The 17,534-nt window shown below is 71.8% G+C and carries 13 protein-coding genes; 6 read left to right on the forward strand and 7 right to left on the reverse strand.

Annotation, left to right across the window (positions count from 1 at the left end; all coding sequences use genetic code 11):
• A complete protein-coding gene (locus tag ACWGO8_RS01460; RefSeq protein ID WP_452041379.1) occupies positions 1-1,275 on the reverse strand; it encodes a glycosyltransferase 87 family protein in 1,275 nt (424 codons plus the stop codon).
• 103 nt (positions 1,276-1,378) lie between these two features.
• Between ACWGO8_RS01460 and ACWGO8_RS01465 the strand changes: the two genes are divergently transcribed.
• From ACWGO8_RS01465 to ACWGO8_RS01475, 3 genes are read left to right on the forward strand one after another with little or no spacing between them, the layout of a single operon-like run.
• Positions 1,379-2,218 carry an ABC transporter substrate-binding protein gene (locus tag ACWGO8_RS01465; RefSeq protein WP_452041380.1) on the forward strand — a complete coding sequence of 280 codons (840 nt, stop codon included), beginning with the start codon at positions 1,379-1,381 and terminating at the stop codon, positions 2,216-2,218.
• A complete protein-coding gene (locus tag ACWGO8_RS01470) occupies positions 2,215-3,090 on the forward strand; it encodes an amino acid ABC transporter permease (RefSeq protein WP_452041381.1) in 876 nt (291 codons plus the stop codon). The genes ACWGO8_RS01465 and ACWGO8_RS01470 overlap by 4 nt, the downstream gene beginning before the upstream one ends.
• Positions 3,087-3,881, forward strand: coding sequence for an amino acid ABC transporter ATP-binding protein (locus tag ACWGO8_RS01475; RefSeq protein ID WP_452041382.1), 795 nt, complete (start codon positions 3,087-3,089; stop codon positions 3,879-3,881). Before ACWGO8_RS01470 ends, ACWGO8_RS01475 begins: the two co-directional genes overlap by 4 nt.
• Positions 3,882-3,915: 34 nt before the next feature.
• Here ACWGO8_RS01475 and ACWGO8_RS01480 read toward each other — a convergent pair whose 3' ends face one another.
• Positions 3,916-4,758, reverse strand: coding sequence for an ADP-dependent NAD(P)H-hydrate dehydratase (locus ACWGO8_RS01480; RefSeq protein ID WP_452041383.1), 843 nt, complete (start codon positions 4,756-4,758; stop codon positions 3,916-3,918).
• Positions 4,759-4,781: 23 nt separating this feature from the next.
• Here ACWGO8_RS01480 and ACWGO8_RS01485 point away from each other — a divergent pair, with 23 nt between their 5' ends.
• Together ACWGO8_RS01485 and ACWGO8_RS01490 are read left to right on the forward strand one after the other, a co-directional pair.
• Positions 4,782-5,417 (forward strand): HAD family hydrolase, encoded by a 636-nt coding sequence (locus tag ACWGO8_RS01485; RefSeq protein WP_452041384.1) that lies wholly within the window; start codon positions 4,782-4,784, stop codon positions 5,415-5,417.
• Positions 5,414-6,523 (forward strand): NADH:flavin oxidoreductase/NADH oxidase, encoded by a 1,110-nt coding sequence (locus ACWGO8_RS01490; protein WP_452041385.1) that lies wholly within the window; start codon positions 5,414-5,416, stop codon positions 6,521-6,523. The genes ACWGO8_RS01485 and ACWGO8_RS01490 overlap by 4 nt, the downstream gene beginning before the upstream one ends.
• Before the next feature lie 9 nt (positions 6,524-6,532).
• On the opposite strand, the gene ACWGO8_RS01495 is transcribed toward ACWGO8_RS01490, so the two are convergent.
• From ACWGO8_RS01495 to guaB1, 4 genes are all read right to left on the reverse strand, one after another.
• Positions 6,533-6,967: a VOC family protein gene (locus ACWGO8_RS01495; protein WP_452041386.1), complete on the reverse strand. Its 435-nt coding sequence runs from the start codon at positions 6,965-6,967 to the stop codon at positions 6,533-6,535.
• Between the two features lie 92 nt (positions 6,968-7,059).
• Positions 7,060-8,097, reverse strand: a complete 1,038-nt coding sequence (locus tag ACWGO8_RS01500; protein ID WP_452041387.1) for a hemolysin family protein — start codon at positions 8,095-8,097, stop codon at positions 7,060-7,062.
• Positions 8,094-9,428 carry a hemolysin family protein gene (locus tag ACWGO8_RS01505; RefSeq protein WP_452041388.1) on the reverse strand — a complete coding sequence of 445 codons (1,335 nt, stop codon included), beginning with the start codon at positions 9,426-9,428 and terminating at the stop codon, positions 8,094-8,096. The genes ACWGO8_RS01500 and ACWGO8_RS01505 overlap by 4 nt, the downstream gene beginning before the upstream one ends.
• A gap of 252 nt (positions 9,429-9,680) precedes the next feature.
• The gene (gene guaB1, locus ACWGO8_RS01510) at positions 9,681-11,120 is read right to left on the reverse strand and encodes a GMP reductase (RefSeq protein WP_452041389.1); all 1,440 of its coding nucleotides are present in this window, start codon (positions 11,118-11,120) and stop codon (positions 9,681-9,683) included.
• Between the two features lie 146 nt (positions 11,121-11,266).
• Here guaB1 and ACWGO8_RS01515 point away from each other — a divergent pair, with 146 nt between their 5' ends.
• Positions 11,267-15,118 (forward strand): multifunctional oxoglutarate decarboxylase/oxoglutarate dehydrogenase thiamine pyrophosphate-binding subunit/dihydrolipoyllysine-residue succinyltransferase subunit, encoded by a 3,852-nt coding sequence (locus tag ACWGO8_RS01515; protein ID WP_452041390.1) that lies wholly within the window; start codon positions 11,267-11,269, stop codon positions 15,116-15,118.
• Positions 15,119-15,192: 74 nt separating this feature from the next.
• Here the strand turns inward: ACWGO8_RS01515 and ACWGO8_RS01520 are convergent, their stop codons facing one another.
• Entirely contained in the window at positions 15,193-17,469 is a 2,277-nt protein-coding gene (locus ACWGO8_RS01520) for an MMPL family transporter (protein WP_452041391.1), read from the reverse strand.
• Positions 17,470-17,534: the final 65 nt, after the last annotated feature.

Here is a 17,534-nt window from a genome sequence, read left to right on the forward strand (position 1 = left end):
TCAGGCGTCCGCCGTGACCTCGACGCGGTCGCGGGCCCTCCCAGCCTGCCACAGCGCCCGGATGCCCCAGACGAGCAGCACCGCCAGCAGGGCGATCTTGACCGTCAGCACGAGCACGAACCCGGGCGTCGCCGCCATCAGCCAGCCGTACCAGTAGGGGTAGATGACCTGGGTGAGCAGCGCGATCGCCGCGGCGAGCGCGGCCGGCACGAGGAAGCGGCGCGGGCTCAGCACGAGGCCGAGCACGATCGGGGCGGCGAGCCAGGTCACGAACTGCGGCGAGCCCACCTTGTTCGCGAGCATGAGCACGACGATGAACGACAGCGCGAGCGGCGGGAACAGCCGGCCGAACGCGGCGCCGCGTCGCACCGCGCGGATCCCGAGCAGGAGCACGGCGACCACGCCGATCGCCATCAGCGGGGTGGTGACGGATGCCGCGGCCTCGGCTCCGGGACCCGAGATCTGGAAGGTCAGGATCTCGCGGTTGTAGACCACCTCGACGGCGCGGTCGCCGCCGACGATCCGCCACAGCCAGGCGACCGCGAGCGGGGCCTCGATCTGGAGCCCGCGGCCCGCCTGCTCCGCCACGAAGCCCACGGCGTTGATCCCCGCGCCCGCCAGCAGGCTGACGCCGACGATGCCCGCGCTGAGCGCCACCGCGACGGTCACGACCTCCCAGCGCTTGCGCGACGCGACCACGAGCGCCGCGAGCACGGCCGCCGGCCACACCTTCACCCACATGCCGACCGTGAGCAGCACGGCGGCCAGGCGCGGACGCGTCGCCGCCCACAGCATGCCGGTGATCGCGAGCGGCACCGTGACCGCATCGATGCGCCCGAGCGCGATCGGACCGAGCAGGGCCAGGAAGGCGAGCCACCACCACGCCGCGATCCGGCGCGTGCGCGAGAGCCGGCGCGTGCCCAGCAGGATGACGAAGGCCGCGGCGTTCAGCACCACGACGATCGCGAGCCAGGTCTGCCCGTACCAGGCCGAGCCGAACGCGAGCGCGGCCGCCATCGGGCCGAACGCGAGGATCGGGTACACCCACGGCACGTCGATGCCCATGCGCACGTAGCCGTCGGCCGCGTTCTCGGCCCAGACCCGGTAGACCGACACGACGTCGCCGAGCGGCCACCCCTGGCCGTAGAGGTTCAGCACCACGAGGCCGGCGTGCACCACGGCGAACGCGATCCAGAGGGCGGCGCGGCCGCCCAGGAAGCGGCGGACGCGGTTCCGGCCGGGCGCGGATGCCTCGCGCACGTCCTCCGCCGTCATGCCGACGAGCCTAGCCGAGCGTCACAGTCCGCCACGCGGTCGACGCACCGACGCCTCGTGCGCCATGCTGGAGCCCAGCCCACAGCGACCTCCGGAGGAACCCATGCCCCGACGCTCCCTCGCCACCATCGCCCTCCTCGCCGCCGCCGGCCTCGCGCTCGCCGGCTGCGCCTCGTCGGGCGCGTCCGACGCCTCGTCCGAGGCGGGCAGCGAGTACGTGACGCCGGGCAAGCTCACCATCGGCACGGGCGAGCCCGCCTACTACCCGTGGGTGCAGGACGACTCCCCCGAGTCGGGCGAGGGCTTCGAGGCCGCGGTCGCGTACGCCGTCGCCGCGCAGCTCGGCTTCGACGAGGGCGACGTCGAGTGGGTGCGCACCACGTTCGACCAGGCCATCGCACCGGGCCCGAAGGACTTCGACTTCAATCTCCAGCAGTTCTCGATCACGCCCGAGCGCGAGGAGGCGGTCGACTTCTCCTCGCCGTACTACGAGACCACGCAGGTCGTGATCACGGTCGACGGCTCCCCCGCGGCGGGCGCCTCGAGCATCGCCGACCTGAAGGGCCTCCTGATCGGCGCCCAGACCGGAACGACGAGCCTCGACGCGATCGAGGAGGTCATCGCCCCCTCGGCCGGCGCGCAGGTGTTCAACACGAACGACGACGCCAAGCTCGCGCTGCAGAGCGGCACGGTCGACGCGATCGTCGTCGACCTGCCCACCGCGTTCTACCTCACCGCGGTCGAGCTCGACGGCGGCGAGATCATCGGCCAGCTCCCCGAGACGAGCGCCGGCGGCGACCAGTTCGGGCTGGTGCTGGCCAAGGGCTCGCCTCTCACCGAGCGCGTGACGGCGGCCGTCGACGCCCTCCGGGAGGACGGCACGCTCGACGACCTCGCGGCCGAGTGGCTGGGCGGCGACGACGCGGCTCCCGTGCTCGAATGACGGATGCCGCGCCCGCCGCGGCCGACGCCGCGTGGCGGCCGAGCGACCTCGAGCTCGACCGGCGGGCGTTCCGGCGCCGGCAGACGCGGCGCTCGGTGCTCATCAGCGCGATCTCGACGATCGTGCTCGCGGTGGCGCTCGGCGCCGTCCTCATCGGCTCCCCCGGCTGGGACCGCGTGCGCGAGACGTTCTTCAACCTCGACGTCGCGGTGGCCTCGTTCCCCCGCGTGCTCGAGGGGCTCTGGCTCAACATCCAGGTGCTCGTCGTCGCGAGCCTCGGCGTACTCGTCGTCGCCCTGCTGCTCGCGACGCTGCGCACGCTGCGCGGCCCGGTGTTCTTCCCGCTGCGGGCGCTCGCGGCCGGGTACACCGACCTGTTCCGCGGGATGCCGCTCATCATCGTGCTCTACCTCGTCGGGTACGGCATCCCCGGTCTCGACTTCTTCCAGCGCATGCCGGCGGCCTTCTGGGGCACGATCGCGCTCATCCTCGTCTACTCCGCCTACGTGTCCGAGGTCTTCCGCGCGGGCATCGAGTCGGTGCATCCGTCGCAGCGCCTCGCGGCGCGCTCGCTCGGGCTCAGCCACGGCCAGACCATGCGCCGGGTCGTGCTCCCGCAGGCCGTGCGCCGGGTCACGCCGGCGCTCATGAACGACTTCGTCGCGATGCAGAAGGACGTGGGCCTCATCTCGGTGCTCGGCGCGGTCGACGCCGTGCGCGCCGCGCAGATCGAGACGGCGCACTACTTCAACTTCACGCCGTACGTCGTGGCGGGCCTGCTGTTCGTGCTGCTCGCGCTGCCGACGATCCGCTTCACGGACTGGTTGACCGCCCGCACGCGCGCCCGCGAGCAGGCCGGGAGCATCCTGTGACGGCGAGCGCCGGAGCCCACGACGCGGGCGGCGCGGCATCCGTCGATCGTGGGCCCGTGCTGAGCCTCAGCGGCGTGCGTCGCGCCTACGGCGACCGGCTCGTGCTGCGCGGCATCGACCTCGACGTGGCGGCGCACGAGGTCGTCGCGCTCGTCGGCGCGAGCGGATCGGGCAAGTCGACCCTGCTGCGCACTGTGAACCTCACCGAGCCGATCGACGACGGGGTCATCCGCCTCGCCGGCGAGGACGTCAGCGACCCGCGCGTCGACGCCGACCGCGTCCGCGCCCGCATCGGCATCGTCTTCCAGCACTACAACCTGTTCCCGCACCTCAGCGTGCTCGACAACGTCACGCTGGCCTCGCGGCTCGTGCACCGGATGCCGCGGGCGGCCGCCGAGGCGCGGGCGCTCGAGCTGCTCGGCTCGATCGGGCTCGGCGACCTCGCCCGCGCCTATCCCGATCGCCTCTCGGGCGGACAGCAGCAGCGCGTCGCGATCGTGCGCGCCATCGCGACGTCGCCCGAGCTGCTCCTGCTCGACGAGGTGACGAGCGCGCTCGACCCCGAGCTCGTCGGCGAGGTGCTCGAACTCGTGCGCTCGCTCGCAGACCGCGGCACCACGATCGTCATGGCCACGCACGAGATGGCGTTCGCGCGCGACGTGGCCGACCGCGTGGTCTTCCTCGACGACGGCCTGATCATCGAGGACGCCCCCGCGCACGAGTTCTTCGCCACGCCGCGCGAGGCGCGGACGCGCGCTTTCCTCACGAGGTTCCTGCCGCCCGAGGCCTGAGCGCACCCGAGCGCCCCGCTCGGATCGGCGAGGTTCAGATCAGCGAGCCGATGACGCCCGGCACCGCCTGCGCGATGTCGAGCGCCGTCACGGGGCCGCCGCCCACGTCGGCGCTCGCCCGGCGGGCGGCCTCGCCCTGCACCCATGCGGCGGTCGCGCCGAGCTGCGTGAGCACCGTGGCATCCGATGCGAGCTCGGCGTGGTGCGTGGCCGTGAGCGCGCCGAGGATGCCGCCGAGCACGTCGCCGCTGCCCGCGGTCGCGAGCCAGTGCGTCGGCGCGGTGACCGTGTAGCGCGACCCATCGGGATCGCAGACGTGCGTGACGGCGCCCTTCAGCAGCACCGCGACGCCGAGCTCCCGGGCGGCGCGCTCGGCCCACGTCGCCGGGTCGGCGGCGACCTCCTCGACGGTCGTGCGGATCTCCCGCGAGGTCAGCACGCCGGCCAGCTCGCGCGCGTGCGGGGTGATCACGGTCGGGGCGGTGTGCGTGCCGACGAGGTCGAGCGCGCCCGCGTCGAGCACGACGGGCACCTTGTCGGCGAGCGCGTGCTCCAGGTCGCCGATCAGCACGAACGAACGGCGGTTCTGGTCGATGCCCGATCCGATGAGCCACGCCTGCACGCGCCCCGACACGGTCACCGTCTCGGGCCGTCGGGCGAGCACGGCCTGCCGCAACGCCCGCGGTCCGGTGAACCGCACCATGCCGACGCCCGTGCGATGCGCCGCCTCGACGCCGAGCACCGCCGCCCCCGGGTAGTCCTGCGAGCCGGTGACGACCCCCAGCACGCCGCGCGTGTACTTGTCGTCGCCGGCGCCGGGCGCCGAGATCCACTCGGCCGCGTCCTCGGCGGTCCACTCCTGCCACCCCGTCGTCATGCTCCAACGATAGGTTGGGGTGGATGCCTCCGACAGCCCCAGCCCCCATCAGCCTCGCCCCGCACGTCGTCGTCTTCGACTACGGCGAGGTGATCTCCCGCGAGCCGACCGAGGCCGACCGCGCCGCACTCGTCGCCCGCGCCGGCGTCGACGCCGAGCCGTTCTGGACGGCGTACTGGGCGCATCGCGAACCCCTCGACCAGGGCACCCTGTCGATCGCCGACTACTGGGACGCCGTTGCATCCGACCTCGCCGTCGAGTGGGACGCGGTCGACGTGCACGAGCTCTGGGCGCTCGACCACCGCGGCTGGCTCAGCGTCGACCCCGGCACGCTGCGAGTGCTGCACGCCCTCGCCGACGGCGGCACGCGGATGGCGCTGCTCTCGAACGCCGGCGCCGACTTCTCGGGCTGGCTGCGCTCCGGATCGTTCGCGCCGCTCTTCGAGCGCGTGTTCGTGAGCGGCGAGCTCGGGCTGGTGAAGCCGAACGCCGACATCTACGAGCACGTCATCGCCGAGCTCGGCATCACGCCGGCCGAGCTCCTCTTCGTCGACAACAAGTCCGAGAACGTCGAGGGTGCGCGCGCCGTGGGCGGCGACGGGCACGTGTTCACGGATGCCGCGGGCCTCGAGGCCTGGCTGCGAGGCCTGCAGGCATGAGCGCGAACGACCAGCCGGCGCTGTTCCAGCCCATCACGCTCCGCGGCCTCACGATCCGCAACCGCGTGTGGGTGCCGCCGCTCTGCCAGTACTCGGTGACCGACCGCGACGGCGTGCCGCACGACTGGCACCTCGTGCACCTCGGGGCGATGGCCGCCGGCGGCGCGGGGCTCGTCGTCGCCGAGGCGACCGCCGTGAGCCCCGAGGGTCGCATCTCCGACTACGACACCGGGCTCTGGAACGACGAGCAGGCCGAGGCGTGGAGCCGGATCACGCGGTTCATCCGCTCGCAGGGCGCGGCCTCCGGCATCCAGCTCGCCCACGCCGGCCGCAAGGCCTCGGTGTGGCCCGAGCCGTTGCGCCGCCCGGGCTCGCAGCCGATCGAGGACGGCGGCTGGCCGACCGTCTCGGCGTCGGCCGTCGCGTTCGACGGGCTGCGCGAGCCCACCGCGCTCGACGAGGCCGGCATCCAGCAGGTCATCGACGACTTCCGCAGCGCCGCCCGACGCGCCGTCGCGGCCGGCTTCGACGTCGTCGAGGTGCACGCCGCGCACGGCTACCTCGTGCACCAGTTCCTCTCCCCGCTGTCGAACCGGCGCGAGGACCGCTGGGGCGGCAGCCTCGAGAACCGAGCGCGGCTCCTCCTCGAGCTCGTCCGCGGCGTACGGCTCGAGGTCGGCGAGCGGATGCCGCTCTTCGTGCGCTTCTCCGCGACCGACTGGACCGAGGGCGGCTGGGACGAGGAGCAGACCGCGATCGTCGCCGGCTGGGCGCAGGACGCCGGCGCCGACTTCTTCGACGTCTCCACCGGTGGCCTCGTCGCGCACGCGCGCATCCCGGTCGGCCCGAGCTACCAGGCGCACCTCGCCGAGTACGTGGGCGACCGCGCCGACGTGCCCGTCTCCGCGGTCGGACGGATCACGATGCCCGAGCAGGCCGAACGGCTGGTCGCCGACGGCGAGGTCGACGCGGTCATGTTCGGCAAGGCCATGATGCGCGACCCGCACTTCGCGCTGCGGGCCGCATACGAGTTGGGCGCAGATCCCTCGATGTGGCCGCCGCAGTACCTCCGGGCGCGACCGGAGGTCAACGACGGCGAGTGGTGATCCCCCGGATCATCCCATCCCGGCCGCCGCGGAGCGCATCTTCATGGCCATCTCCATCATCTGCGGTGGGGCCTGGCCGATCGCGAAGATGTTGCCCTCGCTGTCGCTGAACCACGCGCTGCGCTCGTCGCCGAGCTCGGCGACGCCGTCGACCGTCTTCAGGCCGGGCATGTCGTAGTCGTGGAACATGACCCCGTGCGTGCGCAGCATGGTCATGTCGCGGTCGAGGTCATCTGTCATGAGGTTGAGGACCGTGTTCTTCGCGGTGCCCGCGAAGTCGCTGCGGTAGACCATCACCCCGGTGCCGCCGATGTCGTAGAAGACCGCCTCGCCCTCCATGTCCTCGTAGACCGGGTCGCGACCGAGCACGTCGTGCCACCATGCCTTCGCACGGTCGAGATCGGATGCGGCGAGCACGGCCGTGGCCATCATCTTGTCGAACATGATGTTTCCTCGGTTCCCTCGGGTCGGCGTCAGTTTACGCCGACCCGAGGCGGGCCGCGCCACCCGTTTCCGGGTGGCGCGCGGCCCCGGGATCACCCGCGACGAGTGGCGTCCTGCACCTCGCCGACGAGCTCCTCGATGATGTCCTCGAGGAAGATCACGCCGGTCGTCGCGCCCTCCTCGTCGAACGCCCGGGCGACGTGCGTGCCGAGTCGGCGCATGGTCGCGAGGGCGTCCTCGAGGTCGGTCCCGTCGAAGATCGACACCAGGCGGCGCACGCGCTTCGCGGGGATCGGGTCGTCGAACTCGTCGTCGTCGAGGTCGATCACGTCCTTGAGGTGCACGTAGCCGTCGGGCTCGCCGTCGGCGCCGAGGATCACGTAGCGCGAGAACCCGTGGCGGGCCACGGCGCGCTCGACGTCGCCGGGCGTCACGGTCGACGGGAGGCTGACGAGCCCCGCCATCGGCACCGCCACGTCGTGCACGCGCTTCGTCGTGAACTCGAAGGCCGCAGTCAGCGTGCCGCTCGCGTCCTCGAGCATCCCCTCGCGACGCGACTGGTCGACGATCGTCTGGACCTCCTCGAGCGTGTACGTCGAGTTCGCCTCGTTCTTCGGCTCGACGCCGACGAGGCGCAGGACCCCGTTGGCCGTGGCGTTGAGGGCCACGATGATCGGGCGGAAGATCCGGGCGATGAACACGAGCGGCGGCGCGAGCAGCAGCACGGCGCGATCGGGCACCGAGAAGGACAGGTTCTTCGGCACCATCTCGCCGAACACCACGTGCAGGTACGAGACGAGCACGAGCGTGACGATGAAGGCGATCGTGGAGACCACGCCCTCGGACCATCCCGTGAGCTGCAGCGGCACCTCGAGCAGGTGGTGGATGGCCGGCTCCGACACGTTCAGGATCAGCAGCGAGCAGATCGTGATGCCGAGCTGGCTCATGGCGAGCATGAGGGTGGCGTGCTCCATCGCCCAGAGGGCGGTCTTGGCACTGCGCCTGCCCTGCTCGGCGAGCGGCTCGATCTGCGATCGGCGCGCCGAGATGACGGCGAACTCCGCGCCGACGAAGAAGGCGTTCGCGAGGAGCAGCACGAACAGCCAGACGATTCCGGCCCAGTCGCTCATCGGTCCTCCTCCCGCTCGTCGAGGCTGTCGGGTTCGGGCGGCGGCTTCGGCACGAACCGGAGCCGGTCGATGCGGCGTCCGTCGAGGCGGCGCACGATGAGCGTGCCCTCGTCGATCTCGACCTCGTCGCCGACGGCGGGCAGGTGGCCGAGCCTCGCGATCACGAAGCCGGCGACCGTCTCGTAGTCGCCGTTCTCGGGCACGCGGATGCCGGTGCGCTCGACGAGCTCGTCGGGACGGAGGATGCCGGGGAAGCTGACCTCGTCGCCGCGGCGGACGATGCCCGCACGGGTGCGGTCGTGCTCGTCGGCGACCTCGCCCACGAGCTCCTCGACGAGGTCCTCGAGGGTCGCGACGCCCGCGGTGCCGCCGTACTCGTCGACCACGACCGCCATCTGGAAGCCGCGACCGCGCAGCTCGCCGAGCAGCATGCCGAGCTTCATCGTCTCGGGCACGCGCAGCGCCTCCGACTGCAGGGCCGAGCTCGGGACATCCGATCGCCGCTCACGCGGAACGGCCACGGCCTGCTTGACGTGCACGACACCGACGATGTCGTCGAGGTTCTCGTCGTAGACGGGGAAGCGCGAGAAGCCGGTCTGCCGGGCGAGCTCGAGCACGGCCTCGGCCGGCTCCTGCCGCTGCACGGCGGCCACGCGCGGCCTGGGGGTCATGACGTCGGATGCGTCGTGGTCGGCGAACCGAAGGGTGCGGCCCAGCAGCGTGGCGGTGTCCTGCTCGAGCAGGCCCGCGCTCGCCGATCGGCGCACGAGCGACGAGAGCTCCTCGGCCGAACGAGCGGCGGAGAGCTCCTCCTTCGGCTCGATGCCGACGGCGCGCAGCAGCGCGTTGGCGCTGCCGTTGAGGACCGCGATCGCGGGGCGGAACACCCACGTGAACGCCGTCTGGAACGGCATCACGATGACCGCGGTCTGGCGCGGCAGCGCGAGTGCGAAGTTCTTCGGCACGAGCTCGCCGAGCACCATCGAGAGGAGGGTGGCGATGATGATCGCCGTGGTCGCGCCGACCGGCCGGACCATGCCCTCGGGCAGGCCGATCGCGGTCAGCGGGCCGGCGAGGAGCGAGCTGATCGCGGGCTCCATCGTGTATCCCGTGAGCAGCGTCGTCAGCGTGATGCCGAGCTGCGCGCTCGAGAGGTGCGTCGAGGTGATCTTCAACGCCGAGATGGTGAGTCCGAGTCGCGTCTCGCCCCGTGCCCGCCGGGCTTCGAGCTCCGAGCGGTCGAGGTTGACGAGCGCGAACTCGCTCGCAACGAACAAGCCCGTGCCGATCGTGAGGAGGAGTCCGATGCCGAGCAGGATCCACTCAGACATCTCCACCACCCTGTTCGGTCACGGGCGAGGGTCTATGGTCGGGCGTTTTCGCAGAGGGAGGATCGTCCATTGTCCGCCCAGTATATCGGCGGCGCCCGGCTCCTTCCTGAGCCGTAACGCCCCTGACACACGCCGCCGGAGACCCGTCGGATCCGCTCGCCTCTGCGCCACTTCCGTGACGTCCGCGCCACTCCAGCCGGCGCAATCCGCGTCGAAGTGGCGCAGCGGCCGAGCCCGACGGGCAGGCGAGACCTACCAGCTGACCGGCAGCGCCTTGCCCTCCTCGTAGCCGGCCGCCGACTGCACGCCCACGAGCGCCCGCTCACGGAACTCCTCGATCGAGCGCGCGCCCGCATAGGTGAACGAGCTGCGCACGCCCGAGGTGATCATGTCGAGCAGGTCCTCGAGCGACGGACGCAGCGGGTCGAGGTAGATCGACGACGACGAGATGCCCTCGGCGAAGAGCTCCTTGCGCGCGAGCTCGTAGGGCGAGAGCCGGTCGAACCGCTCGCGCACCGCCTTCGTCGAGGCCATGCCCCAGCTCTCCTTGAAGAGCCGGCCCGAGGAGTCGCGCCGGAGCGTCCCGGGCGCCTCGATCGTGCCCGCGAACCACGAGCCGATCATGACGGATGCCGCGCCGGCGGCGAGCGCGAGCGCCACGTCGCGGGGGTACCGCACGCCGCCGTCGGCCCAGACCTTCGCGCCGAGCTCGCGCGCCGCCTCGGCGGTCTCGAGCACCGCGGAGAACTGGGGCCGACCCACCGCCGTCATCATGCGCGTCGTGCACATCGCGCCCGGGCCGACGCCGACCTTCAGCACGTCCGCGCCCGCGGCGACGAGGTCGCCCACCGCGTCGGCCGTGACGATGTTGCCCGCGACGATGGGCACGCCGAGGTCGAGCTCCTTCACGATCCCGACCGCGCGGATCATGCCCTCCTGGTGGCCGTGCGCGGTGTCGATGACGAGCATGTCGACGCCGGCGCCCACGAGCGCCTTCGCCTTCGAGGCCACGTCGCCGTTGATGCCGACCGCCGCCGCCACCCGGAGGCGACCCGAGGCATCCACGTTCGGCTCGTACAGGGTGCCGCGCAGGGCGCTGCGCCGGCTCAGCGTGCCGACCACGCGGCCGTGCTCCATGACCGGGGCGAAGTCGAGGTCGGAGTCGACCATGAGGTCGAACGCCCGGCGCGGGGAGTCCACGTCGTCGGCGTCGATCGACGCGAGGCCGCCGTGCACGAGGTCGCCGAGTCGCGCGTCCGAGAGCGCGGTCGCGAGGCGCTCGGCGGTGATGGTGCCGACGTACGCGCCGCGCGAGTCGTGCAGCACGATCCCATGGCCCGGCACGGGCGGCAGCACGGCGAGGGCGTCGGCGACCGTGTCGTCGGGCGAGAAGTCGTGGGGCGTGTCGAACCGGGGCGACTGCGCCTTCACCCAGCGGATCGCCTCGTCGAGCTCCTGCAGGTGCAGGTCCTGCGGCAGGACGCCGATCCCGCCGCGGCGCGCGAGCGTCGCCGCCAGTCGCGGTCCGGTGATCGAGTTCATGTTCGCCGAGACGATGGGCACGGATGCCCCGGAGCCGTCGTCGGGCGCCAGCGACACGTCGAGGCGGCTCGTCACGCCCGACCGGCTCGGCACCAGGAAGACGTCGGAGTACGTGAGGTCGTGGCGCGGGGTCGTCCGGTAGAACTCCATGCGCCCCACGCTACCGCCGCGAGGAGGCGCCCGAGCCTCCGCGAGGGGTTTAGGCTTGTGTGGGTGATCGGGCACGGATGCGTGCGCGCACGTGCCGATCGCCGGCAGAGGAATCCAGCATCAACGGAGAGAGTGGGCGAGAGGCTGTGTCGAGCCAATTGACCGGGTCGGGGTCCGAGGAGAAGACCGCGGGCGAGTACGGAGCCAACGAATGGCTCGTCGACGAGATGTACGAGAAGTACGTCGCCGATCCCGACTCCGTCGACCGCACGTGGTGGCCGGTCCTCGAGCACTACCGGCAGGTCCGCGCCGGCGGCGACGGCGCCGCCACGCAGGAGGCGCGGGCCGCTGAGGCCGCCCCCGCCGAGGCATCCGCCCCCGAAGCGCCGGCCGCACCGGTCGCTGAGGCGGCCCAGCCCGCGCCGGCCGCTCCCGCCGCACCGGCGGCACCCGCCGCCCCCGACGCTCCGGTCTCCGAGGCCGCGCCGCCGGCGGCATCCGCCGCCGTCGAGCCCGCGCCGGCCACGGCGCCCTCGCCCGTCATCGGGCAGGCCCCCGAGGCCCGCACCACGTCGGTCGCCCCGCGCACCGCGCCCGTGCCGGCCGACGTGCCGATCACGAGCCCGCAGCCGGTCGTCGCCGACATGGTCCTCGAAGACGAGGTCGTCACCCTCAAGGGCCTCCCCAAGACCCTCGCGGCGAACATGGACCAGAGCCTCACCGTGCCGACCGCGACGAGCGTGCGCACCGTGCCGGCGAAGCTCATGATCGACAACCGCATCGTGATCAACAACCACCTCCGCCGCACCCGCGGCGGCAAGGTGTCGTTCACGCACCTGATCGGCTGGGCGCTCATCCAGGCGCTCAAGGAGTTCCCGAGCCAGAACGTGTACTACACCGAGACCGACGGCAAGCCGGCGATGGTGAAGCCCGCGCACATCGGCCTCGGCATCGCGATCGACATCCCCAAGCCCGACGGCACCCGCGCCCTCCTCGTGCCCGCGATCAAGCGCGCCGAGACGATGACCTTCAACGAGTTCCTCACCGCCTACGAGGACCTGGTCACGCGCGCCCGCACCAACAAGCTCACGGCCGACGACTTCAAGGGCGCGACGATCTCCCTCACCAACCCGGGCGGCATCGGCACCGTGCACTCGGTTCCGCGGCTCATGAAGGGCCAGGGCTGCATCATCGGCGCCGGTGCCCTCGAGTACCCGGCGGAGTTCCAGGGCTCGTCGGAGAAGACGCTCGCGAACCTCGCGATCGGCAAGACGATCACCCTCACGTCGACCTACGACCACCGCGTCATCCAGGGTGCCGGTTCGGGCGAGTTCCTCAAGAAGGTGCACGAGCTGCTCATCGGCCAGCGCGACTTCTACGAGAACCTCTTCGCCGCACTGCGACTCCCCTACGAGCCCATCCGCTGGGCGCCCGACATCTCGGTCGACATCGCGAGCGCGATCGACAAGACCGCCCGCGTGCAGGAGCTCATCAACTCCTTCCGCGTGCGCGGCCACATGATGGCCGACATCGACCCGCTGGAGTACGTCCAGCGCTCGCACCCCGACCTCGACATCGCGAGCCACGGCCTCACCTTCTGGGACCTCGACCGCGAGTTCGTCACGGGCGGCTTCGGCGACAAGCGCACGGCACTCCTGCGCGACATCCTCGGCGTGCTGCGCGACTCGTACTGCCGCACCATCGGCATCGAGTACATGCACATCCAGGACCCGGTGCAGCGCAAGTGGATCCAGGGCGAGGTCGAGCGCAAGTACGAGAAGCCCTCGCACGACGAGCAGATGCGCATCCTCGGCAAGCTCAACGAGGCCGAGGCGTTCGAGACCTTCCTGCAGACGAAGTACGTCGGACAGAAGCGGTTCAGCCTCGAGGGCGGCGAGTCCGTCATCGCCCTGCTCGACGAGATCCTCCAGGGCGCGGCCAAGGAGGGCATGGACGAGGTCGCCATCGGCATGGCGCACCGCGGCCGGCTCAACGTGCTCACGAACATCGCGGGCAAGACCTACGGCCAGGTGTTCCGCGAGTTCGAGGGCACCCAGGACACGCGGGCCTTCTCGGGCTCCGGCGACGTGAAGTACCACCTCGGCACCGAGGGCACCTTCACCGCCGACGACGGCAACCAGGTGCCCGTGTCGCTCGCCGCGAACCCCTCGCACCTCGAGGCCGTCGACGGCGTGCTCGAGGGCATCGTCCGCGCCAAGCAGGACCGCAAGCCGATCGGCACGTTCTCGACCCTGCCGATCCTCATCCACGGCGACGCGGCCATGGCCGGCCAGGGCATCGTCGTCGAGACCATGCAGATGTCGCAGCTCCGCGGCTACCGCACGGGCGGCACGATCCACGTCAACATCAACAACCAGGTCGGCTTCACCACCGTCCCGGGCGACGCGCGGTCGTCGATCTACTCGACGGATGTCGCGAAGACGATCCAGGCCCCGATCTTCCACGTGAACGGCGACGACCCCGAGGCCGTCGTCCGCGTCGCGGAGCTCGCGTTCCGGTACCGCCAGGAGTTCAAGCGCGACGTCGTCGTCGACCTCGTCTGCTATCGCCGCCGCGGCCACAACGAGGGCGACGACCCGTCGATGACGCAGCCGCTCATGTACAACCTCATCGAGGCGAAGCGCTCCGTGCGCAAGCTGTACACCGAGGCCCTCGTCGGCCGCGGTGACATCACCGAGGAGGAGTACGAGGAGGCGCACCGCGACTTCCAGGACCGCATGGAGCGCGCCTTCGCCGAGACGCACGCCGCGCAGACCGGGGCGATCCCGATCATCGGCGCGACCGAGTCGACCCGCGAGCCCGAGCCCGCCTCCGGCGAGCTCGAGACCACGGGCGTCTCGCTCGAGGTGGTGCACGCGATCGGCGACGCCTTCGACAACAAGCCCGCCGGGTTCACGGTGCACCCGAAGATCCAGCAGCTGCTCACCAAGCGCCTCGACATGAGCCGCAACGGCAAGATCGACTGGGGCTTCGGCGAGCTGCTCGCCCTCGGCTCGCTCCTGCTCGAGGGCACGCCCGTGCGCCTCGCCGGCCAGGACGCCCGCCGCGGCACGTTCGTCCAGCGCCACGCCGTGCTGCACGATCGCATGAACGGCCAGGAGTGGCTGCCGCTGCAGAACCTGTCCGAGAACCAGGCGAAGTTCTGGATCTACGACTCGCTCCTCAGCGAGTACGCCGCGATGGGCTTCGAGTACGGCTACTCCGTCGAGCGGGCCGACGCGCTCGTCATGTGGGAGGCGCAGTTCGGCGACTTCGCCAACGGCGCGCAGGTCATCATCGACGAGTTCATCTCGTCGGCCGAGCAGAAGTGGGGCCAGCGCTCCAGCGTGGCGCTGCTGCTCCCCCACGGCTACGAGGGCCAGGGTCCCGACCACTCGAGCGCCCGCATCGAGCGGTACCTGCAGCTCTGCGCCGAGGACAACATGACCGTCGCCCGGCCGTCGACGCCGGCGTCGTACTTCCACCTGCTGCGCCGGCAGGCGTACGCTCGGCCACGCCGCCCGCTCGTGGTGTTCACGCCGAAGGCGATGCTGCGCCTGCGCGGCGCGACGAGCGAGGTGTCCGACTTCACGAGCGGCCGGTTCGAGCCGGTCATCGACGACGCCCGGATCACGGACAAGGCCGCCGTCAAGCGCGTCGTGTTCCTCTCGGGCAAGTTCTACTACGACCTGATCGCCGAGCTCGAGCGGAACCCCGACCCCGAGGTCGCGGTCGTGCGCCTCGAGCAGTTCTACCCGCTGCCGGGTCGTGAGCTGAAGGCGATCGCGGACTCGTACCCGAACGCCGAGCTCATGTGGGCCCAGGAGGAGCCCGAGAACCAGGGCGCCTGGCCGTTCTTCATCATCGAGACGAACAAGCTCGGCCCGCGTCCGGTTTCGGTCGTCGCCCGTCCGGCGGCAGCGTCGCCGGCGACCGGTTCGGCCAAGCGCCACGCGGCCCAGCAGGCCGAGCTGGTGCGCCGCGCCCTCCAGCTGTAGCCGCCCCTGGCACGACGAAGAGCGGATGCCTCGCGGCATCCGCTCTTCGCGTCTCCGGGCGCCGCCCGGGCCGATCAGGCGCGGTGCACGGGTTCGCGGTGCTCGGCGGGCTCGCCGGCCTCGGACTCGACCGCGACCGCCGCGTCGTCGCGCGACGGCTCGGCGCCGCCCGACCGGGACAGCCGCGACGGCCACCAGATCGCACGCCCGAGGTCGTACGAGAGCGCCGGGACGAGCAGCGACCGCACGAGGAACGTGTCGAGCAGCACGCCGAACGCGACGATGAACGAGATCTGCGCGAGGAACAGGATCGGCAGCACCCCGAGCGCAGCGAACGTCGCGGCGAGCACCAGGCCGGCCGACGTGATGACGCCGCCCGTCACGACGAGCCCGCGCAGCACGCCCTCGCGCGTGCCGTGCCGCACGCTCTCCTCGCGGACGCGCGTCATGAGGAAGATGTTGTAGTCCACGCCGAGCGCGACGAGGAAGACGAAGCCGAACAGCGGCACGACGGGATCGGCGCCCGGGAACCCGAAGATGCCGTCGAAGACGAGGGCCGAGACGCCGAGCGCCGCGGCGAACGAGAGCACGACGGTGCCGATCAGCAGCAACGGCGCGACGATCGCGCGCAGCAGCAGCATGAGGATCACGAGGATCACCGCGAGCACGAGCGGGATGATGAGGTTCCGGTCCCGGATCGACGCCTCCTTCGTGTCGAGGGCCACCGCCGTCGTGCCGCCGACGAGCACCGGATCGCCGCTCGAGACGTCGGCGAGCTCGGCGCGCAGGGTGGCGACGACCTGCTCGGCCGCGTCGGAGTCGCTCGCGGCGGCGAGCGTGGCGTCGAGCTGCACGCGTCCGTCGACCACGGTGGGGTCGCCTGCGGGAGTGCCGGGAGGTCCGAGCGGCTGGATGCCGTCGCCGGTCACCGGGAGGGAGCCGCTCGGCGAGTCGGCCGACACGACGGCGACGGACTCGACGCCGTCGGTGGCGAGCAGCACGTCGGCGACGGCCTGGAGGTCCCCCTCGGGCGCGAACACCACTGCGGGAGTGCCGGATCCGCCCGGGAAGTGGTCGCTCAGCACGGCCTGGCCGTCGCGGGCCTGCGACTCGCCGAGAACGAACTCGCTCGACGGCACGCCATCGGCCTTCAGCTGGGTCATCCCGATCGCCATGACGGCCAGGAGCAGCGTCGACGCGATCCACGTGACCCGGGGCCGGCGGGCGATGAGGCGCGCGACCTTCGGCCACACTCCGCGACGCCCGACCACGTCGTCGGACTCGACGTGCGCGCCGAACCGCGGCCGCACCGGCCAGAACGCCGCACGTCCGGCCCACAGCATGAGCGCGGGCAGCAGCGTGAGCGAGGCGAGCAGGGCGAAGACGATGCCGATGGCCGAGACGGGGCCGAGGATCTTGTTGCTCGTCAGCTCCGAGACGAGCAGCATGAGCAGTCCGGCGATGACCGTGCCGCCCGACGCGAGGATGGGCTCCCACGATCCGCGCAGCGCCGCCCAGGTGGCATCCCACTTGCGCTCGTGCACGTGCAGCGCCTCGCGGTAGCGGGCGATGTAGAGCAGCGAGTAGTCCGTGGCCGCGCCGATCACGAGGATGAACAGGATGCCCTGCGTCTGCCCGTTCAGGACGAGCAGGTCGGCGCGGGCGAGCGCGACGACCGCGAGCACGGCGCCGCACAGCGCGGTCAGGCTCGTTCCGAGCACGATGACCGGCAGGAGCGGCGACCGGTAGACGATCACGAGGATCACGAAGACGGCGGCGAACGCCACGATCAGCAGCAGCCCGTCGATGCCCGCGAACGCCGCGACGAGGTCGGTGGTGAACCCCGCGGGTCCGGTGACCGCACCCTGCAGTCCGTCGCCCGTGGTCTCCGCGACGCGGTCGCGCAGCTCGCCGACCACGACGTCGGTCTCGGCCGCGGCGTCGACCTGCACGAACACCTCGACGGCCTCGCCGTCGTCCGAGGCGACCGGCGGGGAGACGCCGTCGTCGACGACGCCCTCGACGTCCTGGAACGCGGCCGCGTCTGCCTCGATCGCACGCTCGTCGGCCGCCGTGATGCCGCCGTCGCGCTCGTACACGACGATCGCGGGGATCACGTCTTCCGAACGGAACTCCGACTGGAGGTCCAGCGCGCGCGTGGACTCGGCGTCGGCCGGCAGGAACTGCGCCTGCTCGTTCTCGACGAGGTCGCTGAGCGCCCCGAACGAGGCCCCGCCGGCGCCGAACGCGCCGAACCAGACGAGGATGAGGACGGTGGGGATGAGGGCCCGCAGCCAGGTGGGCACGCGGGAGGGCGTCGATTCGGGACGCGAGCGGTTCGAGGGTTCCATCCCGACCGACGTTACGGCCGCCGGCGGCTCACTCGCTTCCACCGAAAGACGGAACCGCGCGACGG

The organism is Agromyces sp. NPDC055661, assembly GCF_053618135.1.